23 protein-coding genes are annotated in these 24,230 nt (G+C 40.8%); 8 read left to right on the forward strand and 15 right to left on the reverse strand.

Annotation, left to right across the window (positions count from 1 at the left end):
* Nucleotides 1-45: 45 nt before the first annotated feature.
* Together G4D82_RS04055 and G4D82_RS04060 are read right to left on the reverse strand one after the other, a co-directional pair.
* A complete protein-coding gene (locus G4D82_RS04055) occupies nucleotides 46-1,572 on the reverse strand; it encodes a TlpA family protein disulfide reductase (RefSeq protein ID WP_166334781.1) in 1,527 nt (508 codons plus the stop codon).
* A 113-nt stretch (nucleotides 1,573-1,685) separates the two neighbouring features.
* Nucleotides 1,686-3,233, reverse strand: a complete 1,548-nt coding sequence (locus tag G4D82_RS04060) for a T9SS type A sorting domain-containing protein (protein WP_166334783.1) — start codon at nucleotides 3,231-3,233, stop codon at nucleotides 1,686-1,688.
* A 64-nt stretch (nucleotides 3,234-3,297) separates the two neighbouring features.
* Between G4D82_RS04060 and G4D82_RS04065 the strand changes: the two genes are divergently transcribed.
* Nucleotides 3,298-3,537: a hypothetical protein gene (locus G4D82_RS04065; protein ID WP_166334785.1), complete on the forward strand. Its 240-nt coding sequence runs from the start codon at nucleotides 3,298-3,300 to the stop codon at nucleotides 3,535-3,537.
* Here the strand turns inward: G4D82_RS04065 and recQ are convergent, their stop codons facing one another.
* Nucleotides 3,538-5,733: a DNA helicase RecQ gene (gene recQ, locus G4D82_RS04070; protein WP_166334787.1), complete on the reverse strand. Its 2,196-nt coding sequence runs from the start codon at nucleotides 5,731-5,733 to the stop codon at nucleotides 3,538-3,540.
* Nucleotides 5,734-5,819: 86 nt separating this feature from the next.
* Between recQ and G4D82_RS04075 the strand changes: the two genes are divergently transcribed.
* The 5 genes from G4D82_RS04075 to G4D82_RS04095 all read left to right on the forward strand — a co-directional run bounded on the left by G4D82_RS04075 (nucleotide 5,820) and on the right by G4D82_RS04095 (nucleotide 9,019).
* Nucleotides 5,820-6,785, forward strand: a complete 966-nt coding sequence (locus G4D82_RS04075; protein ID WP_166334789.1) for a KpsF/GutQ family sugar-phosphate isomerase — start codon at nucleotides 5,820-5,822, stop codon at nucleotides 6,783-6,785.
* Complete coding sequence (gene tatC, locus G4D82_RS04080; RefSeq protein WP_166334791.1) at nucleotides 6,785-7,600, forward strand: twin-arginine translocase subunit TatC; 816 nt, start codon at nucleotides 6,785-6,787, stop codon at nucleotides 7,598-7,600. The genes G4D82_RS04075 and tatC overlap by 1 nt, the downstream gene beginning before the upstream one ends.
* Complete coding sequence (locus G4D82_RS04085; protein ID WP_166334793.1) at nucleotides 7,593-7,937, forward strand: carboxymuconolactone decarboxylase family protein; 345 nt, start codon at nucleotides 7,593-7,595, stop codon at nucleotides 7,935-7,937. The genes tatC and G4D82_RS04085 overlap by 8 nt, the downstream gene beginning before the upstream one ends.
* Nucleotides 7,938-8,041: 104 nt before the next feature.
* On the forward strand, nucleotides 8,042-8,782 hold the full coding sequence (gene lptB, locus G4D82_RS04090) for an LPS export ABC transporter ATP-binding protein (protein ID WP_166334795.1): 741 nt from the start codon (nucleotides 8,042-8,044) through the stop codon (nucleotides 8,780-8,782).
* 9 nt (nucleotides 8,783-8,791) lie between these two features.
* Nucleotides 8,792-9,019: a DUF5808 domain-containing protein gene (locus G4D82_RS04095; RefSeq protein ID WP_166334797.1), complete on the forward strand. Its 228-nt coding sequence runs from the start codon at nucleotides 8,792-8,794 to the stop codon at nucleotides 9,017-9,019.
* On the opposite strand, the gene G4D82_RS04100 is transcribed toward G4D82_RS04095, so the two are convergent.
* On the reverse strand, nucleotides 9,020-9,853 hold the full coding sequence (locus G4D82_RS04100) for a glycoside hydrolase family 25 protein (protein WP_166334799.1): 834 nt from the start codon (nucleotides 9,851-9,853) through the stop codon (nucleotides 9,020-9,022).
* A complete protein-coding gene (locus G4D82_RS04105; RefSeq protein WP_166334801.1) occupies nucleotides 9,854-10,537 on the reverse strand; it encodes a CDP-alcohol phosphatidyltransferase family protein in 684 nt (227 codons plus the stop codon). It abuts the gene before it with no gap.
* Between the two features lie 166 nt (nucleotides 10,538-10,703).
* Here G4D82_RS04105 and G4D82_RS04110 point away from each other — a divergent pair, with 166 nt between their 5' ends.
* Complete coding sequence (locus G4D82_RS04110; RefSeq protein ID WP_449404283.1) at nucleotides 10,704-11,774, forward strand: putative type IX sorting system protein PorV2; 1,071 nt, start codon at nucleotides 10,704-10,706, stop codon at nucleotides 11,772-11,774.
* A 1-nt stretch (nucleotide 11,775) separates the two neighbouring features.
* Entirely contained in the window at nucleotides 11,776-13,371 is a 1,596-nt protein-coding gene (gene lnt, locus G4D82_RS04115; protein ID WP_166334803.1) for an apolipoprotein N-acyltransferase, read from the forward strand.
* Here the strand turns inward: lnt and G4D82_RS04120 are convergent, their stop codons facing one another.
* The 10 genes from G4D82_RS04120 to G4D82_RS04165 are packed head-to-tail and all read right to left on the reverse strand — an operon-like array spanning nucleotide 13,372 to nucleotide 24,230.
* Nucleotides 13,372-14,772 (reverse strand): exopolysaccharide biosynthesis polyprenyl glycosylphosphotransferase, encoded by a 1,401-nt coding sequence (locus G4D82_RS04120; RefSeq protein ID WP_166334805.1) that lies wholly within the window; start codon nucleotides 14,770-14,772, stop codon nucleotides 13,372-13,374.
* 52 nt (nucleotides 14,773-14,824) lie between these two features.
* Nucleotides 14,825-15,847 (reverse strand): glycosyltransferase family 4 protein, encoded by a 1,023-nt coding sequence (locus G4D82_RS04125; RefSeq protein ID WP_166334808.1) that lies wholly within the window; start codon nucleotides 15,845-15,847, stop codon nucleotides 14,825-14,827.
* Nucleotides 15,837-17,162, reverse strand: coding sequence for an O-antigen ligase family protein (locus G4D82_RS04130; protein WP_166334810.1), 1,326 nt, complete (start codon nucleotides 17,160-17,162; stop codon nucleotides 15,837-15,839). The genes G4D82_RS04125 and G4D82_RS04130 overlap by 11 nt, the downstream gene beginning before the upstream one ends.
* Before the next feature lies 1 nt (nucleotide 17,163).
* The gene (locus G4D82_RS04135; protein ID WP_166334813.1) at nucleotides 17,164-18,237 is read right to left on the reverse strand and encodes a glycosyltransferase; all 1,074 of its coding nucleotides are present in this window, start codon (nucleotides 18,235-18,237) and stop codon (nucleotides 17,164-17,166) included.
* Nucleotides 18,234-19,349, reverse strand: coding sequence for a glycosyltransferase family 4 protein (locus G4D82_RS04140; RefSeq protein WP_166334815.1), 1,116 nt, complete (start codon nucleotides 19,347-19,349; stop codon nucleotides 18,234-18,236). Before G4D82_RS04140 ends, G4D82_RS04135 begins: the two co-directional genes overlap by 4 nt.
* The gene (locus G4D82_RS04145) at nucleotides 19,349-19,903 is read right to left on the reverse strand and encodes a serine O-acetyltransferase (RefSeq protein WP_166334817.1); all 555 of its coding nucleotides are present in this window, start codon (nucleotides 19,901-19,903) and stop codon (nucleotides 19,349-19,351) included. The genes G4D82_RS04140 and G4D82_RS04145 overlap by 1 nt, the downstream gene beginning before the upstream one ends.
* Entirely contained in the window at nucleotides 19,900-20,901 is a 1,002-nt protein-coding gene (locus G4D82_RS04150) for a glycosyltransferase family 2 protein (protein ID WP_166334820.1), read from the reverse strand. Before G4D82_RS04150 ends, G4D82_RS04145 begins: the two co-directional genes overlap by 4 nt.
* A 4-nt stretch (nucleotides 20,902-20,905) precedes the next feature.
* Nucleotides 20,906-22,444 (reverse strand): glycosyltransferase family 2 protein, encoded by a 1,539-nt coding sequence (locus G4D82_RS04155; RefSeq protein ID WP_166334822.1) that lies wholly within the window; start codon nucleotides 22,442-22,444, stop codon nucleotides 20,906-20,908.
* The gene (locus tag G4D82_RS04160) at nucleotides 22,444-23,601 is read right to left on the reverse strand and encodes a glycosyltransferase family 4 protein (RefSeq protein WP_317167553.1); all 1,158 of its coding nucleotides are present in this window, start codon (nucleotides 23,599-23,601) and stop codon (nucleotides 22,444-22,446) included. Before G4D82_RS04160 ends, G4D82_RS04155 begins: the two co-directional genes overlap by 1 nt.
* On the reverse strand, nucleotides 23,592-24,230 hold the full coding sequence (locus G4D82_RS04165) for a CatB-related O-acetyltransferase (RefSeq protein ID WP_166334824.1): 639 nt from the start codon (nucleotides 24,228-24,230) through the stop codon (nucleotides 23,592-23,594). The genes G4D82_RS04160 and G4D82_RS04165 overlap by 10 nt, the downstream gene beginning before the upstream one ends.

A 24,230-nucleotide genomic window follows, 5' to 3' on the forward strand; every position in this document is an offset into this window, starting at 1 on the left:
AACTTATGACAATTTATCGCGTAAGCTCAAACAAATACAAGTCGATTATTTGGCTTTCTTGTACTCGTCTTCGATTTCTTTGATGACATCTTTGATTTTCTCGACACTGATTCGTTTGGCCCTGATTTTCTTATCTTTATCGAGCACATAAATCACCGGTGTGGAATAAATATCATACTTTTCTGTGACGTTATTGTAGAACGAACCATCGTAAACATTGATCCAATCGAGTTGGTGCTCGTCAATATATTTGAGGTATTTGTCTCCTTCTTGTTGGGTGTAGACGCTGTAAACTTTGACGTCTTTGTTTTCTTTAAGCCATTTGTGGTATTCTTGCTGTAACACCGGAATTTCTTTCTGGCAATGCCCGCAATCGACATCCCAAAATACCAAAATCAGAAAATCCGCTTTCACTTCATACAACCTATAAAACATACTGGTAATTTGCTGTTGGTTAGCATAAAAAAGCTTGGTGACCTCATCGCTGCTTTTGGCATTTTCAAATCCCATGGCCACCATTTTAGGTCGATCAGCAGCCCTAATCATGTACAATTCCGGCGCTGGTGCTCCGACAAGCAACGGTTTTAATTTATCTCCTCGTTTGATGATGCGCTGGATCACATCATCTTCATATACGCCGGCTGCTTTTCCGGTTTTAAAATAATGATCGACCATGTGAACAAAAACTTTGTCAAAACCCATGAGGTTGTAGGTTTCGTAAGTCGAGGTAAAATGCGCCAAAAGCAAGCTGTAAACATTACTTCCCAAATTCGGCTTGAGCATCATTTTGTCAATTTCTACGTTTACAGAATCCGGATGCATCGGCACCACCGTTTCGAAATACTTACGCAATTTGTTGACGAAAAACGGATTGCGAATAATCGATTCGTCTTTGAAATTCGCACCATCCCAATAGTGTGTGCGGTAATATTTGTAGACTTTCAAACTATCCGGACGACCATTAGAAGCTAGCGGAATGTCTTTTAAGGTGCGCTCCATTTTTAGGTTCATAAAATCGCCAAGGTAAGTGCCTTTGTACTTTTCGGCGGCGCGGCTTTCGTATTCTTCGATGTTTTTGTCAAAGGCTTTTTGCAAGGAAACCAATTTGGCAATCGAATCTTTTTTGGCCAAGCCTTTGACTTGTTGTTTATCTGCGATGAATTTTTCGTTCTGTGCAGTCAGGAATTTGATGTACGAAAAAAACTCGTTCTGCTGCTCTGAGTTTTCCGCATGGGCTTCTCGCCTAAGGTTATTTGAATCACCGGTAAGTTTGAGGTTTTGGGATTTCTCGTCGATAAAAAAATCAAACACAATCGCTTTTTGTTGATTTACAATAGAGTAAATACCTCGCTCGAGCGGCTTTTTGCCTTGAAACACAATCTTGCCGTTTTTAACTTTGGTACAAGTGTCTTTGATGTAAGTTTTGTCCATCTGATAAAAAGTAAGATACGCTAGAGAATCTGTACTGTTTTTCAGGTTCACGGTAATATTATAACCCGATTGGGCCTTAGCATAAAAAGAAAAAACAAGGATAAAAAGAAGTGATAACTTTCGGGCCATCTGATTTTTCATAGGTTTGAATTTTGCGCTAACAAAAATAATTTTTCCGCGCTTTCAACGAAATATTTTAGCAAAAAAAAGGTCTAGTATTGCTACTAAACCTTTGTATGGTTTGAAATTTCAATTTATTTCTTAACGAACTTGAAATTCACTACTTGTCCTTTTAGTTCGACTTTTACGAAATAAACGCCGCTGTTAAGTTCAGCCACCGGAATGGTTTGCAAAGCTGCTTGGCTCGACTTAATTTCTTTCACCACGGCGCCATTGAGATTATAAATCGCGATACTTGAAATAGCTTCGGTAGATTTATTCTCAATATTCAAGACCGAACTTGCCGGATTCGGGAAAATAGTAACTTGGCTTTTGATAAATTGGTCGATTGCTAAAGCTGTGAATTCTAGGTAATCAGGAACATTATTTCCGTTCACATCATCATCAGCCGGATTGTTGTTTTGATTGGCATCTTCCATGATGGTCAAAATTCCATCACCGTCATCATCATTATCCAAATAGTTCAAAATGCCATCATTATCGGTATCTAGATAAGCTAAAGCTGCATTAGCACTTCTTTGGAAAACATACTCCACAGCAGTTAAAATTAAATCGCCATCGTCATCGTTATCAATGAAATTTGGAATTCCGTCTGCATCGGTGTCGTCGTTGGCCAAATTGGTATCGGCATTCAAATCTTCATCGGCAGTGGCTACTGAATCAAGATCGTAATCTGCAGCGCAATCAACCACGCGCAATACAACCGTTTTGATTTCGCCATTTACATTGGCATAAATAGTTTCGTTGTTGGCAGTGTTGGTATAATTCAAGCTAACAAAAGCATTGGTCTGCGAAATGGCATCTTGCTCGTTGCTGTAAAAACTTACCAGCAAAGGATCGGCTGCAGACAAATCATTCTGCACTACTTGAAGATTGAAACTCACCAATCCGTCTGTGTCATCATCACATTTTGCGAACAAATAGGTATTGGTAGATATCGGTCTTTGGAATCGCCATCCTTCTTGTGTAGCCGCCCATTGACCTGTGTTTCTTCCCGGAGGCGTTACAGCTTGCAACCCGGTTTGATCGATGATTCCGGTAACTGAATTTCCTGAATTCCATGTACTGCACAACCCTTTATCGATGATTTGTACATCCATAATATTTAATGTTTCATACAAAACCATTTGAAAACTACTCTTGGTTTGTGTACAAGAAAAATGAGATTGATTGTTGAAAAGAACCACTAATCTTCTGTATGGAGCCGTGCCAATAATAGAGTAAGTAATCGTTCCTTCTGCATTACTGTTGTTGAGATCATGAAAACAACCTAAAAGTGAATTTTTAGCAGGAAAATTGGCATTAGGAATGGCTTGATTAAATGTCCAGGGAGAAAAGCTACCTTGTGTTTGCGGTGTAAAACTGATGTAACCGTTGGTGCTAACGTTGACTGAACTGTACAAAGTGCCATAAAAGTCAAAATTAAAACCTAATGGAATTGGTGCCGAAAAAGTGTCGTCCATGGTGCCTTGCACTGCTGAAGTAGCGGTGTAAATTTGATAAGGAATTGGCGTTACGGAATAATCTGATTGCCCTTGCGCATTGTTGGAAAAAAAGGTCAAGCACAGCAATGAAAACGCGCCTTTCAAAACAGCTTGAATGCTTAAGTAATTATTTTTCATGTGTTTAAGTTTTTTTCAAATGTAGAAAAACAAATCGAATGCAGTTTATCTTTGCACTAAAAAAATGGGCCAACACATCAAACTTATTTGGGACTTTCGGGGAACGGTCGCCATACAAACCGCAATCCACCATGAAAAACACCTTCGGGAGTACATTCGTATTGAAAAATTACCGCTGGAAATTACCGGCCATAAAATCGTTGACGATAGTTATGCTTACGCTTTCATGGTTGTGGAAGAAAAAGACATGATTGCTGTTCGCGACGTTTTAAAACCGCATCGGGGCGAGATTTATCAAGAATAATTAATTCGCTACTTCACTAATAAACTTAATTCGCATCAAACGCAGTTCATCAATATCATAGTCTCCGTCGAATTCACGCAACGCATCTTCAATTCGGTCGGTTTCAGATTCCATGAAATACTCGTGAATTTCTTCCTGTTGTTCGTCGTCGAGCATTTCATCAATCCAGTATTTGATGTTGAGCTTGGTGCCGGAATAAACAATTTGTTCCATTTCCTTAATCAGTGCATCCATGTTCAAACCTTTGGCTGAGGCGATATCGGTTAAAGCTAATTTTCTATCAATATTCTGGATAATGTAAAGTTTATTGGCTGAATTAGCTCCGGTAGATTTCACGACCAAATCGTCCGGACGAACAACATCATTTTCCTGAACGTAACGATTGATGAGTTCTGCGAATTCTTTACCGTATTTCTTGGCTTTACCTTCACCCACACCGTGAATATTGGTGAGTTCTTCGATACTGATTGGGTATTTGAGCGCCATGTCTTCAAGCGACGGATCTTGGAAAACTACAAAAGGTGGCACTCCTAATTTCTTGGCAACTTTCTTTCTTAAGTCGCGGAGCATTGCCATAAGCATTTCATCGGCGGTTCCTGAAGATTTACCTGCCGTGATAATCGCATCGTCTTCAGATTCTGAGTATTCATGGTCTTCAGACATCATAAACGAGGTCGGATTATCAATGAAATCCATTCCTTTTTCGGTTACTTTTAAAACGCCATAGGTTTCGATATCTTTCATCAATAAACCTTCGACAAGCACCTGACGAATTAAGGCCATCCAATGACGTTCTTCAAAATCTTTTCCAGAACCAAAGAATTGCTGGGTATCGGTTTTGTGGGCATTGATTACTGCATTCACCCGACCAATAAGTGTATAAATCACTTCTTTGGATTTATATAAATGCTTGGTGTCGCGAACTACTTTGAGCAACTTGAGCACTTGGTCTTTGGCCTCGACTTTGGTTTTCGGGTTGCGCACGTTGTCGTCCATATCCGCGCCATCGCCATTCTCGCTATCGAATTCTTCGCCGAAATAATGCAGTAGAAATTTTCTTCTGGAAATCGATGTTTCGGCATAGGCTACGACTTCTTGCAATAATGCAAAACCGATTTCTTGTTCCGCCACTGGCTTGCCTGCCATAAATTTTTCTAGCTTTTCAACATCTTTATAAGAATAATAAGCCAAACAATAACCTTCGCCTCCATCTCGCCCGGCGCGGCCTGTTTCCTGATAATAACTCTCGAGTGATTTTGGAATATCATGATGGATAACAAAGCGCACATCCGGCTTGTCGATTCCCATTCCGAATGCGATGGTAGCGACCACTACATCAACGTCTTCCATCAAGAACATGTCTTGGTGCTTGGCTCGAGTTTTCGCGTCAAGGCCAGCGTGGTATGGAACAGCACTGATTCCATTGACTTGCAATACTTCTGCAATAGCTTCAACTTTTTTGCGACTCAGGCAATAAATGATACCCGATTTGCCCTTATTTTGTTTAATGAACCGAATGATATCGGCTTCTATATTCTTGGTTTTGGTTCTTACTTCATAAAAAAGATTCGGGCGGTTGAATGAGGCCTTGAAAGTTTTTGCATCAGACATATCCAGATTCTTGAGAATGTCTTCTTGCACTTTTGGCGTGGCCGTGGCCGTAAGCCCAATAACCGGTACATTGCCTAGTTGCTTGATGATGTGCCTTAAATTGCGGTATTCTGGACGAAAGTCGTGTCCCCATTCAGAAATGCAATGCGCTTCGTCAATGGCAACAAATGAAATCGGAACCGATTGTAAAAAGCTGACATACTCTTCTTTAGTGAGCGATTCCGGCGCTACGTATAATAATTTTGTAATGCCGCTAGTGATATCTTTTTTGACCTGATTGATTTCGGTCTTGGTCAATGAGGAATTCAAAACGTGTGCGATGCCATTTTCTGAGGAAACACTGCGGATAGCATCGACTTGATTTTTCATGAGTGCAATCAGTGGCGAAACCACGATGGCAGTACCTTCCTGAATAAGCGAAGGCAATTGATAGCATAGTGATTTTCCGCCGCCGGTAGGCATAATCACGAAAGTGTTCTGCTTGGCTAATATACTTTTGATGACTTGTTCTTGTAGACCTTTGAATTGGTTGAAACCAAAATACTTCTTGAGTTCTTTGTGGATGTCAATTTCGTTGGAATTCATTCTGTGCTAAATGGTATTTTTATATAAATTTGCAACACCTAAAGATACTACTTTCTTTTACACACACAAATTTTATAAATACAGTTTTGATTAATTCAGAAAATATCTTAGCAGCGGCAAGAAAGGCCATTCTCTCGGAAAGCGAATCGATAAAAAAGCTAGCCGATTTTCTTGATAGACAATTTGCCGAAGCAGTAGAAACCATTTTCAAATCAAACGGAAGACTTGTGGTTACGGGAATTGGCAAAAGCGCCATCATTGCACAGAAAATTGTTGCAACAATGAATTCTACCGGAACGCCGTCACTTTTCCTTCATGCCTCAGAAGCCATTCACGGCGATTTGGGTATGATCCAACCCGACGATGTAGTCATTTGTATTTCCAAAAGTGGCAACAGCCCTGAAATTAAAGTTTTGGTTCCTTACCTGAAAAGTTATGGTCAGACATTGATAGCCATCACCGGCAACATGACCTCTTTTTTAGCCAAATCTTCTGATTTAGTACTCAATACTACCGTTGACGCTGAAGCTTGCCCGAACAACCTCGCTCCTACCAATTCTACTACTGCGCAACTCGTAATAGGCGATGCGCTTGCAGTTTGCCTGATGGAACTTCGCGATTTCAAAGCTGAGGATTTCGCAAAATATCATCCCGGAGGAGCACTTGGAAAAAAACTGCTCTTGCGCGTCAAAGACATGCTCGACCGAACGCACAAACCCATTGTTTCGCCAGATACAGCCATTAAAAAAGCTATTTTTGAAATCTCTGAAAAACGTCTCGGAGTAACTGCGGTAATCGATAACAATCAAATCGTAGGCATTATTACCGATGGCGATATCCGAAGAATGCTGGCCGAAAGAGATTCACTCACCGGTGTTATTGCTAGTGATATCATGACTAAAAATCCAAAGATGATCACTTCAGATGCTTTGGTTTCCGATGCGCTAAATTTGCTTGAAGACAATTCCATAACACAAGTTGTTGTTGCCGACAACGGCCAATACCAAGGAATTTTACATTTGCATGATATTTTAAAAGAAGGTATTGTGTAATGGCAAAAAAAGACCTCAAAGAAATGTCATTTCTAGACCATCTCGAAGAATTGCGATGGTTGCTCGTGCGAAGTACCATTGCCATTATTGTTATGGCGTTCTTGACCTATTTTGTCAGTGATTATCTTTTTGATGTAATTATTTTCGGCCCGACCAGAGCCAGTTTTTTTACCTACCAATATTTGTGTGAACTCTCTCATAGTTTGGGTTTTGCGGAAAGTATTTGTATCACTGAGTTGCCCTTCATCATCCAAAATACCGAAATGGAAGGCCAAGTGAATATGTTTGTCTGGATGTGTTTGCTTTCAGGTTTCGTGCTAAGTTTCCCATTTATTTTATGGCAAGTCTGGAATTTCATTAGTCCGGCTTTGTATGAAAAGGAACGCAAAGGCGCGCGGGTATTCATCTTTTTTTCATCGCTATTGTTTTTTATCGGGGTGTTATTTGGCTATTTTGTCGTGATTCCGATGTCGGTCAATTTTGTGGCGACTTTCTCGGTGAGTAGCGTGGTGAAAAACCAATTCACCCTTGATTCTTATATCGGCATGTTCAAAACCAGTATTTTGGCTGGCGGATTATTTTTTGAATTGCCTATCATCATTTATTTCCTGACCAAACTCGGTATAGTAACGCCGCAATTCTTGAGAAAATATTGGAAATACGCGGTGGTTTTGATTTTGATTATTGCTGCAATAGTGACGCCGCCCGATGTGGTAAGCCAACTGATTGTGGCGATTCCGATGTTATTAATCTATGAAGTCAGCATTTTCCTATCGGTGCTGGTACATAAAAAACGACTCCAAGAAAATGGCTGATTTAGTACAAGAATTCAATGATTACAGGGCGAAGATGAACGAAAAACTCCTCGCCGATGACAACAAAGTCATCAAACGCATATTCAACCTCGACACGAACGCTTATGCTGCTGGCGCGCTTGATGTGAAGACAAAAGAGCTTCTAGGTCTGGTCGCCTCGACGGTTTTGCGCTGTGACGATTGCATCAAATACCACTTGGAAACGGCCTACAAAGAAGGTGTAACCAAAACTGAAATGATGGAAGCCATGAGCATTGCCACGCTAGTCGGCGGAACGATTGTTATTCCTCATCTTAGAAGAGCATACGAATTCTGGGAAGAAGTCGAAAAACAATAACAATTAAATATTGGTTAAACGCAAAGTTGATTGTAGTGAATATTGTTTAATTTGCACCTCACAAACTAAGGCACTCAGGAACTCCAAAACTCAGGCACTCCAAAATGATATTAAGAGCAGATAATTTAGTCAAGACATACAAAGGCCGTAGCGTGGTTAAAGGGATTTCCGTGGAAGTGAACCAAGGCGAGATTGTCGGTTTACTTGGCCCTAATGGTGCCGGAAAAACCACTTCATTTTATATGATTGTTGGACTTGTGAAACCCAACGCAGGTAATATTCACTTGGATGATATCGACATCACGCATTTCCCGATGTACAAGCGTGCGCAATATGGCATTGGCTATCTGGCGCAGGAAGCATCGGTTTTCCGAAAACTCAGCATCGAAGACAATATACTAAGTGTGTTGCAACTCACTCAACTTTCCAAAGCCGAACAAGAAGCCAAAATGGAATCGCTTATTGACGAATTCGGATTGCAGCACATTCGCACCAATCGCGGCGATTTGCTCTCCGGAGGTGAACGCCGTCGTACTGAAATTGCGCGCTGTTTGGCTACTGACCCAAAATTTATTCTGCTTGACGAACCTTTTGCAGGCGTTGATCCGGTGGCTGTTGAAGACATTCAGCGCATCGTGGCCCAACTTAAAGACAAAAACATCGGTATCCTGATTACCGACCACAACGTTCAGGAAACCCTCGCTATTACTGATAAAACTTACCTCATGTTTGAAGGCGGAATCTTAAAAGCAGGAATTCCTGAAGAACTGGTTGAAGACGAAATGGTGCGCCGCGTTTACCTCGGGCAAAACTTCGAATTACGCAAAAAGAAACTGACTTTTTAATTTTTTGCTATGGGAAATCCAAATCAAGAAACGCTTGAAAAATGGCATCAGGATCCCAATAACTGGAAATGGTCGATGTTTTACTATAATCCTAAAGACCGGCGGGTATTGGTTCCAAAACGCAATAAATGGATGGGCTGGACGACCAATTTTGCTTACCTGCCTTCAGTGTTGCTGTTGGTGATTGTATTGGCATCTGCTATTTTAGCGATTTACTTCGGCGTATCAAGCCTCTAATCAGTTTCTGCTAGCGGCTAAATGTTGTAGCATTTCAGGCGTTCCATTGAATAGATTCACATCGACATTGCCATCAATGCCCGAAACTGTTCCCTTTTCAGTGAATTGCCATAATAACCAATCGTCCTGCATTTCTTCAACAAAGAAATTATAATTGGCTATCCAAAATGGATACTCACCAAATTCCTCTTTTAGAAAAGCTTCATAGAATTTCTCGTTGGTATAAATGATGGGTTTGGTTTTATAATGTAAAGTCACTTTCTGCAGCCACCGTTTGAGCCCGACTTTTAATCGATCCATGGATTGTTCTCTGGGAACTACTTCAATATCAAGCACTGGCGGCAGATCGCCGGGTTTGAGCTTTACATTTCGAATGAAAAGCTCTGCTTGCTTCAGCGAATTTTCGTTCGGCCGATAATAGTGATAAGCGCCTCGAATTAAGTTTTCATTGGCTGCTTTCCAATTGGTTTCGAACTGATGATCTACTTTGTCTTTGCCAACTGTAGCGCGAATAAAAGTAAAATGAATCGGAAAATTATTCTCTACAAAACGCACTTGTTTCCAATCGATTTCGCCTTGGTATTCTGACACATCGATTCCGACAGCTTTATCTTGGTAAACACTTAACACATTGAAATTTCTAACGCCGGAAAGCTGTTTGGTTTCTTTATTTTTAAGGACTTTATCGGTTTTGAAACTGAAATAATAAGCCAATCCATTTCGATAATGATAGCCTATAGCCAGAAGCAAAGCCACGCATAAAGTAGCAACAAAGAATTGGGTCAGCGGATTCGAAACCGTCTTTTTTTTCCTAGACCGGCGGCGCGATTTCATTTAGGATTTAGATTTCAAAACGGTATTGTTAATGACTGAAAGAAGCACATACATCACAATAATCAGTGAAATTCCAAGAAACCGAAAAACCACCAAAAGCAATAAAGACAAAGTTAAAAACACAATCTGCAGCAGGTTATCTTTGAAGTTGAATTTCTTGATTTTGAGAGAAAATAGCGGAATTTCAGCATTCATAACAAAAGCACTCAGCAAGGATAAAACAACCAAAAAAGGAATACTCTGCAACAATTCAAACTCAGGAACCAAAGGCAAACTCAGGAAAAAAAGCGCATTGGCCGGTGTAGGTAAACCGATGAAAGAGTCGCTCTGACGGGTATCGATATTAAAATTGGCCAACCGATAGCAAGCACCCAAAGTAATGGCAAAACCCACAAAAGGCAAATACGGATTATCGGTCAATCTGTCGAGCATCAAATACATCACATAACCTGGAACCACACCGCTGGTGACCATATCAGCTAACGAATCTAACTGCAAACCTAAGGGGCTCGATACTTTGAACAAACGTGCAAAAAAACCGTCGAAAAAATCGAGAAAAATCCCCAAACAAACAAACGCAAAACCGCTCATGAAATCGGCTTTTGAAACAAAAACCAGCGCAATGCAACCGCATAAAAGGTTCAACAAAGTAATCGTATTGGGCACGTGCTTCTGAATCTGCATTTTAAGTTATTTTGAATCGCAAATTTAGTACAATAACTTCAAGAGAAGTGCGTTTTTTAGCAGAGATTTCTCATGGGCTTTCCTATTTTTAAAAACGCTCGGGTCAGCTCAATAAAATTCTATATTTTTGACAACGAACAAACCTCGGTTTGAAAACAAAATTGCTTTGAAAAGAAAAAGTTTGCTATTTTTTTTGCTCGTGGGCTGGGCACTTTCGGCACAAACCACTCGAAAATACTCGAATGAGTTCATGAACATCGGGGTTGATGCTGCCGCGCTCGGAATGGCCAATGCAGTGACGGCTTCTACGCACGATGTGAATTCCGGCTATTGGAATCCTGCGGGCTTGCTCAACATGGAACAAGACGGGCAAGTGGCACTGATGCATGCGAGTTATTTTGCCAACATCGCTCAGTATGATTACGCCGCATATGCCAAACCCATTGACGACCGCAGTGCTTGGGGCATCTCACTGATTCGTTTTGGGGTCGATGACATTTTGAACACCACAGAACTTATTGATGATCAGGGCAATATCGATTACAATCGCATCAGTAAATTTTCAACGGCAGATTACGGCTTTACATTTTCCTATGCCCGAAAACTGCCTTTGGATGGTTTGCAATACGGTGTAAATGCCAAAGTGATTCGCCGCGTGATTGGAAAGTTTGCCAATTCTTGGGGCTTTGGGGTAGATGTGGGTTTCAAATTCGAGAAAAACAACTGGGATATTGGCTTGATGCTGCGCGATATCACGACGACTTACAACATTTGGAACATCGACGAAGACGAATATGCTAAAGTGCAAAATGCTGTCGAAGGTCAAAACCAAGATTTGCCAGAAAGCACTGAAATTACTTTACCTAAAGCCCAATTCGGGGTTTCCAGAAAGTTTGAATACGACCACGATTATACTTTTTTGCCCGCAGTAAACCTAAACATGGAATTCTACAGAACCAACGACATTATCGCTTCGGATATAGTGAGCGTTGCACCTGCTGTGGGTTTTGAATTTGGTTATACCGATTTGGTGTTTCTGCGCACTGGTTTCGGAAATTTCCAAAATATTACCCAACTCGACAATACTAAAAAGCTTAGTTTTCAACCTAATGTCGGGCTGGGATTTAAATACAAAGGCATCGAAGTAGATTATGCGCTGACCGACTTGGGCAACCAAAGTGCGGCTTTGTATTCGAATATTTTCTCGTTAAAAGTGGATTTAAGCATTTTCAAATAAAATGAAAAACGGCTTATCCAATCCTTATGTGCTGGCCTTAATTTCGGGGCTTTCATTGGCGGCAAGCTGGCCGGTATATGGTGTGCCGTCCTTGATTTTCTTTGCGTTTGTTCCGCTTTTGTTTGCTGAAAAATTTCTGCGCGAATCGTACTATAAGGTCAAATTAAAAGTCTGGATAACTGCCTATTTGACTTTTGTAACTTGGAATGCCATCACGACTTGGTGGTTGTATTATGCCTCAGGTTTCGGGATGTTTTTTGCCGTGCTTGTCAATGCGCTGTTGATGAGCATTCTGTTTCTATTGTACCATGTAGTGGCTAAGAGAATTGCAACCAAATGGAGTTTGTTGTTTTTGGTTTGCTTGTGGATTAGCTTTGAGAAGTTTCATCTTTATTGGGATTTGTCTTGGCCGTGGCTCAATCTCGGTCACGTATTTGCCAACCATCCGAAATGGATCCAATGGTATGAGTATACTGGAAGTTTTGGTGGCTCACTTTGGGTTTTGCTGGTCAATGTCGTTACTTTCTATATGTTATCGACCGCCGAAAACTGGCGCGAAGGTTTGAAAAAAGTACTGCCAAGAACGGTTTTGATGATTGCCGTTCCGATAGTTTTTTCACTCTGGATTTACCACATCTATCAAATCAAAGGAGAGACGAAAGAAGTGATTGTTTTGCAGCCCAACGTCGATCCTTACACTGAAAAATACGATACGCCAAACTTTATTATAACCAAAGGTTTGCTCGCACAAGCCGATTCTTTGATTTCCCCAAAAACCGAATTCATCATCGCGCCGGAAACCGTGTTGGCAGAAAGTGCACCGTTTGATGTTTTTTATAACTCGCCCAGCCGCGCCTTAATGACCAATTATATTTCGCAGCATCCGAAAGCACAATTACTTTGGGGCATCGATACTTATCATTTTTTATACGATCCGAAAGATGTTACCGTATCGTCAAACGTTTTTCGCCAAGGCATGTGGGTGGATTTTTACAACGCCGCTTTGTTTATTGATAGCCAGCCTGGTTTTCAGAAATATTATAAATCAAAGTTGGTGGTAGGCATTGAAAATCTTCCTTATAAAAGTTTTCTCGAACCGCTTTTAGGAAATGTCATGCTCGATTTAGGCGGAACAATCTCAACCAAAACCACACAAAAACTGCGGCTGCCTTTCATCGCTAAAGATGGAACTAAGGTAGCTCCGATCATTTGTTACGAATCGGTATATGGCGAATATGTGACAGGCTTTGTTAAGAACGGTGCGCAATTTCTAGCCATCATTACTAATGATGCTTGGTGGAATGAAACCCAAGGCCACAAACAACACCTGACTTTCGCTTCGTTGCGCGCTATTGAAACCCGGCGTGATATTGCCCGCAGCGCCAATACCGGAATATCGGCATTCATTAATCAGAAAGGCGAGATTGTTTCTAGAACCAAATACGGCGATAAAACCGCGCTTAAAGGTGTAGTCCATTTAAATTCAGACCTGACTTTTTACACGTTCAGCGGAGATTATATTGCCTACATAACTACTTTTACACTAGTGCTGATGGTGCTTTATATTTTGGTCAGAAAAAGAAAAGTGCTGGAGTAATTATTGCCCTCGGTAGAATAAAACCGTGCTAAAGGTTTTTAGGACAATATTGATATCGAGGAAGATGCTTCGGTGCTTAATGTAGTACAAGTCATATTGCAATTTAATCAAGCTGTCTTCGATGGTTTCGCCGTAAGAATAATTCACTTGTGCCCAGCCAGTTAATCCGGGTTTAATCACATGACGAGTTTCATAGAAAGGCATCACTTCTGCAATTTCATTTACAAAAACCTGCCGCTCGGGTCTGGGGCCAATTACTGCCATATCGCCTTTGAGAATGTTCAGAAACTGTGGCATCTCATCGATTCTGGATTTTCTGAGTATTTTTCCAAAAGTGGTAATGCGAGAATCATTTGATGTGGTAAACACTGCTCCGTTGGATTCTGCATTTTTTATCATGGTGCGCAATTTCAAAATCTTGAAAGGAACACCATTTTTGCCGATGCGTTCTTGTGTATAAAACAGGCTGCCACGATTACCCAAAAGATTTCCTATGAGAATGATTGGCAAGAGTAAAATACCGAAACTGAGGCCAATTAACGAAACTACTATTTCTAGAATTCGAACAACCAACAAATAAAGTTGGTTTTGGTTGCTTCGGCTGAACGGAAAATAACGATAAAAATCTCGGGCCACATACTGCACCGGAATACGCTGGGTAATATTTTCATAAACCTGAGTGTATTCTCGGATGATAAACCCATTCTCAAGCAGATGAATCAATTGGTTGTATAGGTTTACGGTAATTCCGTCTGTTTTTTGGGACGCGATAACCACTTCGGAAACAGAGTTACGCACCACAAAACTTTCTAATTTGTCAATCGCGATATTCTTAACAAAGTCTTTCTTCTTCTTCGGATCCTCTGCAGCACTGCTGTCTGAATTTACATAGCCAATGACTCTATAATGCGGGTCGACGTTTTGCAAGCCTTTGACCAATTCCTCGGCCTGATCTTTATCGCAAATTAGAATGACTTTTTTCTCGAATCGGCTCGAAGCCAGATAATTTACATACAACAAACGCCAAAGTAGTAGCGACAATAAAATGGCCACGTAGAAAAAGATAATCTGCATCCTGTTGGTGGGCAAATTCGGAGTATAAATCGGGGTAAGTAAATAGATTAGTACCGTAGAAGAAGAAGTCAGGACGATACTCTTGACCACCTGATATTGGTTACTGGCTACCTGCAAACTGTACATCTCGAAAACGGTTCCGATGACATTCAGGTAAATACCCAGTACAATGGCCCAATAATAATTGGTTGTTGAAAGATTGAAGTAATTGAAGTTGAATATAATGCCGACTACATAAAGAGCCAGCAAGACGCTGAGCACGTCAAAAATACGCAATAGTATCTTGCGTTCGGAAATCTCGAAATGTATTTTCCTGTTGACATCCATCAATGCTATGTATCGAATTAAAGCGGTGCAATTTAATCAAAAAATAAAGATGTCAGTGCATTATTTTCAGCACATCTTCCCATTTTTCACGCACTTTAATCCAATCGAATTCCTGCACTAACTGATGTCCGTTGGCTACCAAATGATTCTTAAGTTCTGGATTGTCGATAATTTCGTATATCGCCTGAACCATACCTTCAATATCGCTATCATTCACTAGCAGCGCGGTTTTATGGTCTTCGAGCAAATAGGTAATTCCGCCCACATTGGTAGATACAATGGGCAAACCTAACGCCATGGCTTCAATGACACTGACCGGTGTGTTGTCAAAATGGGTAGTGTTGATAAATATATCGTATTGTTCAGAACGTTTGATCCAATCTTGTTTGGATAATCTTCCTGTAAAATCCACCGGAAGCCCGATGCTCTTGGCCAAAGACTTGATTTTTTCGAGCGTTCCGTCTTTATCCGGACCAACCATGCAAAGTTCTGCTTCGGGATACTTTTGCTTGATTTTTTCAAAAACCCGAATCGCCATCTCCGGATTGTATATCGAGGTAAAGGAACGTACCCACAATAATTTAGGGGCGATTTTCTCACGCACTTTAAAGGGATAATTTTGAAGTTCTATGGTGTTGGGAATGTAATTAATAAAAGCATATCCTCTACTATTGAAAGCTTCCAGTAAGTAAAACGAAGGTGCGATGTTGATATAAGCATACTTGAAAATCATATCGCAAAGTTGGGGTGAACGCTTAAGCCTGTTGGGTAAATCACCACCATGAAGTTTGGGTATATACTTCATTTTCAATAACCTACAAAGCTGACTTACAAAAAAAGCATACCAGAAATTCTTGGTGCTATAGGTATCAATTAAAACAAAATCAACTTGCTTTCGAACGCGAAAAGTGGTCAGGAGCATGTCGAGCAAACGCAGCAGTTTAATTTTTTGAGTAGAGGCATAAATGACTTCGTATTGCTCTTTCTCTAACAAAGCGCCCAAGGTTTCAATGGAAGTCACTGTAAGCCCGTGCTGGGAAAGCTTGTTGCCTATATACAAGAGTTTAGTCTTCATCAGGCATGACTTTTAAAAGAGAGAGCGAATACATAAAAGCAGGTGCAGCCAAACGCATCGCCGCATGATTGATAGTGAGCAACCAAAAAGTCAGAAAGCACAGCAAATAAATGTTGTATTTATTGTCTAGGTATAAAATCAATGGTGTCATAAAAAGTACCATTAGTCCTAAAATTCCCAATGAGCCATGTTCGGCAATCATTCGGGTAATTTCGTTGTGCGACACGACCATTTCGCCGGTTTGCTCATATCTTTTCTCCATGTTTCGTCCGACACCAATCCCTAAAATGGGGTATTTCAAGAAAGTCTCAAACTCATCGGTAGCCAATTCGCCTCTTCCTGAAAGATTATCTTCTTTTTCCCTACCGGCAGCATCTTGATTGGCATAGCGCTTATTAATCATCCCGTTGGTTTGCTCCGAAGAATAACTCCAAGCAATAGAGAAAGCAGCAATAATGAGCGAAATCATGATGGCAATTCGAAGTTTTTGGTTTTTGCTCGCAAAGAAAAATGAGACCACAATCATGACGAAAATCATCACAAAACCAGTAATCATACCGCCACGTGAAAAAGTAATAAAGCCGCGATAAGTAATCACGATGGTCAAAAATAAATTAATCAGGAACAAATATTTTGAGGGCGACAACAACATCAACCGGGAGACAAAAATGAACATTCCCAAACCCAACATCGTCGATACTTGATTCGGGCCAAAACCGCCGGAAGTTAATCCGTTGGAGTCTGTTCCGGTAATCACATCGCGAATATTGGGTGTATATAAAATCAGATAAACAATACAACTCAATATAGGCAAGCCAATACAAAGCAAAACATTGTTTAATTGGTGCAAGGTAATTTTTCTGCTATAGGTATAAATGGAGCACAATGCCAAACAAACTGGTCCTGAAACGTTGAAAGAAATCTCCTTTCTAAGACTGATGGCATAATTGAGCTCTGTACTGGTGGTAATGACACTTGGAATCAGTAGCAGTAGAAAAATCCAATAAGGAACTGCATTCTTTGATACTCCAGTAAAATAAACCCCAATCAATACAAAAATCATGACTCCATATTTCGAGAATTCATACACCGGATTCCCGTCGGTCATACGCAGAATAATTTCACTTCCGACCATATAAGCAATGGCATAGAGTACTTGGTGGTTTCTGTTTTTAGAATTGATGATATAGAAAATACCACCAAAAATAATACTGTAACCATAAATTTTAGGAGTCAAAGCATTGTTATAAAGCAACCCTCCAATAATCAGATGGAGTACTACTAAAAAAAGATATTTTCTTTCAGAAAGCTGCATACTATAAGCAATTTAACCAAGAAGTATACTTTTGGAGCACACTGTCTTGGGAATGATTTTCAGCCAAATTCTCATGTAGAGCTAAACCAAATTTTGCAATAAGACTGTCATTTACTATCAGTTGTTTTATAGCTTGAAGAAAAGCGTCACTATCTCCCGAAGCTACTACATAACCATTTGCACCATGGATAATCATTTTTGGAATCTCACCTACATCGGTCGAGACCACTGCCTTTTTATACAACGCGTACTCCAACAACGCTACGGGCAATCCTTCTGAGGACGAAGCGATTACAGCAATAGAAGCCTGATTAAGTATGTGTCCGATGTCCTCTTTCAAGCCGTAAATATAAACGGATGCTTGCAATTTCTTCTGTTGAATTTGCGCTTTTAACGTTTCAGAATAGGAATCGTTTTTGTCTTGTCCGATAAAATGAAAAGTCCAATCCGGAGCTGTTTCTTTTAATTTTGAAGCCACATCAAGGAGCAAACCGTGATTTTTTGGATGTCTGAGATTGGCCAGATACACAATTCGTTTTGAAGCCGTTCCATGCAAATAGGTCGTAGGTTGTTCGTTGGGATTGACGCTGGTGAAATTCGGCAAGTAAATCACTTTTTCAAAATGAAGCACTGCTTTACACCAAGATTCGAGTTCCTGATTCACGACAATGATTCCGTGAAAAAAACGTACGCAAATCCATAGAAAAATATTGTTGAGTGTTTGCTCTGAACTTCTTGCTCCAGCATGTTCGTGCCAAACAATTTTAAGCTTGGGATAAATTAACTTTACCAGAAAAGCCGTGAAATAAGAAGTGCCGTGTGCATGAATCCAATCAATTTGATGCTGCTTGCAAAAACGACGTAGTTTGAAAGCGGCTAGCGGATCAAATGCATACTTTTTATACAAACAAACAAACGGAACATCCTTAACGAGCTGGCTTTCCAACGGTCCTGAATTTCTCGAGGTAACCAAAGCAGCGAATCCGGTTTGTGCTCTCAAGGCATTGGCAAAATTTACCGCCATGCGTTCGGCACCGCCCACTTGTAAAGTATCAATTAGTTGGAGTACTCTCATGATTGCAGCAAGTTTTTAATTTCCTGCTCAAACCAATCCAAGGTATACTTTCTAGACCAATCCATGGCCTTCAATGCGGTTTCTCGGTAGCGATTTTGATCTTCAATCATTTGGCTGATTTGCTCAAAATCTTTTGCTAAGTGCATCTCCAACAGTACACCTCTAGTACCTTGACCTAGCATATCCGGAACACACGAAACCCTTGTAGATATTGGAACACAAGCCCAAAACATGGCTTCGGCTACCACTTTTGGCCAGCCTTCGCTCTGTGACGGTAAAATCATAAAATGAGCTGACTGATACACCGCTTTCATCTCTTGTTGCGAGAAATTGCCCCTGAGTGATACAAAATCTGACAATTGATGTTCATCTATATATGCTTGCAAATTTTCTTTTTCTTTGCCATGCCCATACAACGAGAATTTAAATCTCGGGTATTGAGCATTCAATTGTTGGGCTAGTTCAATAGCATACAATGGGCGCTTGCCTTTTGAAAGTGTACCCACATAAATCATCTCAATATTGCCATCTAAACTTCTGGGTTGCACCGAAATTTTATCGGCTTCGGTATATGTAGCAGTAAAAAATGGATAAATATTAGCGCTGCTTCCAGGCCAATTGCCGTAAACTAGTACCTTGATATTGCGCGTTAAAAAAGTATTACTTAAGATTTTCTGTTGCCATTTGTAAGTGCGCGGTTGATCGGATTTCGGATCCCAATTGCCCGCATATTTAGCAGTTTTGAGTTTGCTGGGGAAAAAAATTTGCACCCAACAACCCATGAGTCCAACATTTCCTGGGCAACGTAAATGAATATGATCTGCCCAAAACATAATTTTAAACAACTGCATCAAATTGCCAAACGAAAACAGAAAAGCTTTGATAAAATTCAACGGATTTTTAATGTTGAACTCTTTTATCGGATACATGACAAATGGGAAATCAATGGGCGCAATAAGCAGGCCTTTATCTTCTTCCCAAATCGGGCAACAAAAAGCCATTTCATCGGCATGTTTGGCCCAAACTTTAAGTTCTTTCACATACGGACTGTAGGCATAGAAAGTTCCTGATTGTCTGACAAATGGCGAAGATGAAATAACGGCAACTTTCATTAAATATAGGTTTTGGAACCGTTTTGAGAAATGACTTGTGCCGGAACACCCAATACCGTTGTGTTTGAAGAAACATCAGAAGTTACCAATGAACAAGCGCCAATCAGAGCATCATCGCCAACATGGATTTTTCCCGCTACGATACTGTTCGCGGCAATATATACGCGATTCCCAATGACGGGAACACCCCGTTTTTGCCCCTGACCTGAAACACCAATAGTTACATTCTGTGAGAGATTACAATCATCACCTATAATCACCTCTTGGTTAAGAAAGATACCTCCAAAATGACCGATGTAAAAAGAATGACCAATTTGCACCGAGGCTGGAATTGAAATGCCTGTACTGATTTCAATGGCTTTTTGCCAAAGAAACATCATGCCTTTTAAAATAAATCGAAACGGTTGAATTTTGATTTCTCGATACACCCAATGTGCCCATCGGTACTGAAAAATAGCCCAAAAACCTTGGGTAAAAAAAACAATTCCTATAAAACTTCCACCGTATTTTCGGTACTTTTTGTAATCGGAATGTATGAATTGCCAAAGGGTCATGATTTAATTTTAGGCTTAGAAAAAAACAAAACCAACCAAGCGCTCATCCGACCTGCAAACTCGGTAAAAGATGATTGGCGTTTTGTTGTGGTAAAAGTATTACTAAATCGGATAAATGCCAAAAGCAAAGTAATCGCATGCCATTTGAATTTTGATTTAATCGAAGGCTTCGGATGTTTAACACGCCAAACATACCAGCCATTGCGCACGACCATTTTCCCGTATTTAAATTGATTCGGACGGCCTGAACTGTCGTGATAATGCCCCAATTGGGCGGCTGTGTTCACGTATAACTTGCCGGTTTTGGACAGGCGCAGGGTAAAATCGGCATCTTCATATAAACCATAACCCTCAAAAAAAGTAGAAAATTGAAACGTCTGAAATACCGTTTTCTTGAATGAAGAAACACCGCCCATTAACTGCTCTACAGGATATGTTTTTCCAGATGGAGGCAAAAACCCAATACTTCGACCGTGAGAAAACTCAGGTAAAAATCCAGGTTGGGTGTCGCTATCTAGGCCCAGTTTTTTGCGCAAAACGAATCGGCTGCCGTCTTTCTTTTTCCAGCCATCGTAATAGTACTCATCAATAGCAGGTAGATAGTCCTGACCTACGAATTCCCAATCATCTTCATTAAAAATATAACCGCCGACACCCAATGCCTCGGGAAACAACACATAGGTTTTCAAGATTTCCTCGAAGTATTGCGGTTCTAGAATCGTATCATCATCTAAAAAACAAACTACTTCAATATCTTGGGCTGTTTTCGAGATGCCAAAATTCCGTTGTCTGGTCAAGCCGCGATCAGTTGCTGAGACCATAAAATAATGAAGGTTGCGAAACGAATTTGCTGCAATAAAATCTTGTGTTTGATTGTTTGTGGAACCATCAATAATCAAAATCTCATCCGGATAACAGGTCTGCAACTGTACCGAGGCCAGCAAATCTGACAATGGTTTGGGCCGCATGTAAGTGCAAATAATCAGCGAGAATTTCATAGACCTATTTGGTTCTTACTCCTAAAGCCAATAACTTCTTGGCATAAAAAATCGAACGATTGAACTGTAGCTGCCTGTAAGGAATATTCAACAAACGGAGCAAAATAGAAGCTTTCGGACCTTTGAATAAATATAGGAAAAAGTACTTATGCCGAAATTCTGTAAGCTGCTCCGGTAAAAATTGCTTGTGAAATTGGTACATTAAGGTCGGGCTGGGCACGGGTCGAATCCATTTGACCGGTGTATCGAGTTCCCAAGGTTGGGTTTTGCGCTTTTTGCCCATCATCTTGGCTTGAGCACCCCAAAAACGATAACCGCCGCTGGGTGGCTTCAAGTGTAAATTGGTTGAAAACGGGTTGTGCAAAACCGGGATTCCCAATTTAATCAGTGACAATCCGAAATCGCCGTCTTCGCCATAACCGCCATCGTAATTGATGTCATTGCCGATAAGCCTGTCGACATATTTTTTCTTTACGCAAGAGTTGGCATTGCTAAACATTTGCGTACTTCCGGCATACCATCGAGATTCTCCCAATGACACTAATCGTAGTTTTAAATCCTCTAGATTTTGAGTAGGTGCCGTAGCCATTATGTCTAATCCGTTGCAACCACCGGCTTGATAGGTTTGTAAAAATCGAAGATGGTTCTCAATAAAATCAGCCGGTATGCGAATGTCATCATCGCCGAAAACAATATACTCACCGGTGCATAGTTCGATGCCTTCATTTCTGGCGCGACAACTGCCCTTAGATTGTTGCCAAATCACCTTAAGTTCGAAATCGAAATTCTTCGGATCGTATAAGGATTCATCCCGCTTGTCTTGCGGTGTCGCATCCACTACGACAACTTGAGTCGGCGGATAAGTTTGTAGCGATAAATCGTCTAACAAGCGTAAAGTGAAATCTTGGCGCAACATCGTCGGGATAATATAACTCACCGTGGGTCGGCCTTCAAGCGGATTCAATTTTCGAGGGGCCAAAATCGGTCGATTGCCAATTTGTTTGAAATTATTTTTGGCGTAGAGAAAGGCACGCCATTCACTGATTTTGTATAATCCTTTGCGATACAACATGAACAGGGCATGGTCAATCTTGAAGTTTTTAATGTAAAAAACATAGCGGTCACGAGCCGAAATCCGGATTTGCTCTTGCTGTTGGCTTTGAAAAAGTCCTTTCACATAAAGTGGTACAGCGCCTTGAACCCGCAACGCCACATAGCCAAAATCAAGGGCTTGCATTTGGATACTCTCGTAATCTGAGTCAAAACCGCCCAGGGTTTCCCAAACGTGTTTCCGGATAGCAAAATGATTCGGGTTGATGCGCCAACTCACACATTGATCGAGGTTGTCAAAATCGTTGATATACCAAAACAACACCGAACTCTGGTGCTGTAAATCCATAAAAGCGTTTTTATAACCTTGTTCAAACGAACTGTGCCAAATGTCTCCATAGCCCTTTGCCAAAGCATCGAGTTGTTCTAAATCAGGACGGCCGTTGTAAAGGATAATTTCTCCCGAGGCCGTTTTATGTTCCTGTAAAATCATTATTTCTTTTCTATAATCTCTTGATAAAAGGAAACGTTTTCCTTCACTTTTTGTTCGATATCAAACTGCTGTTCTACTTTCAGGCGCGCCGCTTTTCCTATGGTATGGCACAAATCGGGCTGTCGAAGTAACTCTAAAATTCTCTCGGCATATAAATCATGGTTTTGCGGATGCACCAGAAATCCATTCACGCGGTCTTCAATCAACTCTTTAGACCAACCCATATCGCTGTTCACTACGGCTTTCTGCATGGCCATAGATTCAATGGTGACCATGCCCAAAGTTTCGGCAAAAGTAGGAAAAACACAGACATTGGCATTCTTGATGTGCTGCTGAATTTCCTGATATGGCACCTGCCCTAAATACTCGATTTTATCTTTAACAGCGCGACTTAACCCTTTTTCCAATAGGTTCCAAGTGGAGTTCGAGTTTGTTTTTATATCAGCGGTATCTCGGCCAATCATTACGAGTTTCGCCTGCGGATATTGCGCAACTACTTTCTCCAAAATACCCGGAAGTTCGAAAACGCCTTTCTTGCGAATAATGGTTCCGATGTATAAAATTAAACCGGGTGTATATTGCTCCGGCGTCGGATTATGGAACTGTCCTAGCAACAATCCATTATGGAGAGTGCGAATTGGCTTGTTCTTGATTCCAAAGATTTCACGGGTGATTGCTCCGGCGTAGGTAGTAGGTGCAGCATAAGCCGCGGCGCCTTGAATAGCCAATTTCTCAAGTATGAAATTTTTGACCTTTTGTTTTCTGCCTTCCAATTGGCAAAAATACGCATCGGTTCCGTGGAGCCTCAAGACAATTGGAGCTTTGAGTTTCATGAAAGCGGTAATTCCGGTCCAGTCGGGTGCTTCAATTATTTTAATCTGGTCGGCAGTAATGTATTGATTGAGATAAGACTGCAAATGCTTCCGATAACGGTACCATGAAAAAAACCGAAACGGCTTTTGTTTAATTAGATGGATTTTAACACCATTCTCCAACAAAACTTCGTCGTATTGCTGACCGTATATGAAGACCGATACACGATGCCCTTGGCGCGCCAATTCCTCGGCCATGAGCTGAATACTGGTTCCAATTCCAGCGGCATGTGCTACTTTTTTGTGCGGATATTCAGGTGTTAAAAACGCTATATTCATTGCCATTTCTGAATAAAATCGTTCACCGGCAAATAAAAATCAGCTAAGTTTTGCTCTACTTTCTCAGGGTTCCAATCCCACCATGCAATTTGATTGAGTTTTTCAATTTCCTGTGGAGCGTGCTTCATTCTAATGATTTTTGCTGGAACACCTCCAACCACAGCGTAATCCGGAATTTGGCCTGAAACCACAGCACCGGCCATGACCGTAACGCCATTGCCAATGGAGGTTTCCGGAAGAACAACCGCATTCATTCCAATCCAGACGTCGTTTCCTATTTTGATGTGCGCTTTTTTAGGACGAATCGTTTGCTTGAATTCGTTCATGGTTTGGCTTCCAACACCTAATGTCTTGTTGTGCATATGGTTGAAAAGCGGAAAGCTGGTCACTTCACTGAGCAGGTGATAACCGTCATCGAGGATAAAATTCACGTCATTGGCAATAGAACAATAAGCGCCTATTTCGAGCGAAGATTCTTCATGCCAACGCCAGATAAAAGCACCATTATGATAGGTTTTTACCCCGATGGAAATATTTTTAGAAGGCTTCAAATATTGTTTGCGTTGCCCTTTGAGATAATCGTAGTAATTCATCCCGAGCAACTTCCAGAAAAAAAGGCGAATTCTGTTTTTCAT

Source organism: Flavobacterium lotistagni, assembly GCF_011392125.1.
GTDB classification, from domain to species: Bacteria; Bacteroidota; Bacteroidia; order Flavobacteriales; family Flavobacteriaceae; genus Flavobacterium; species Flavobacterium lotistagni.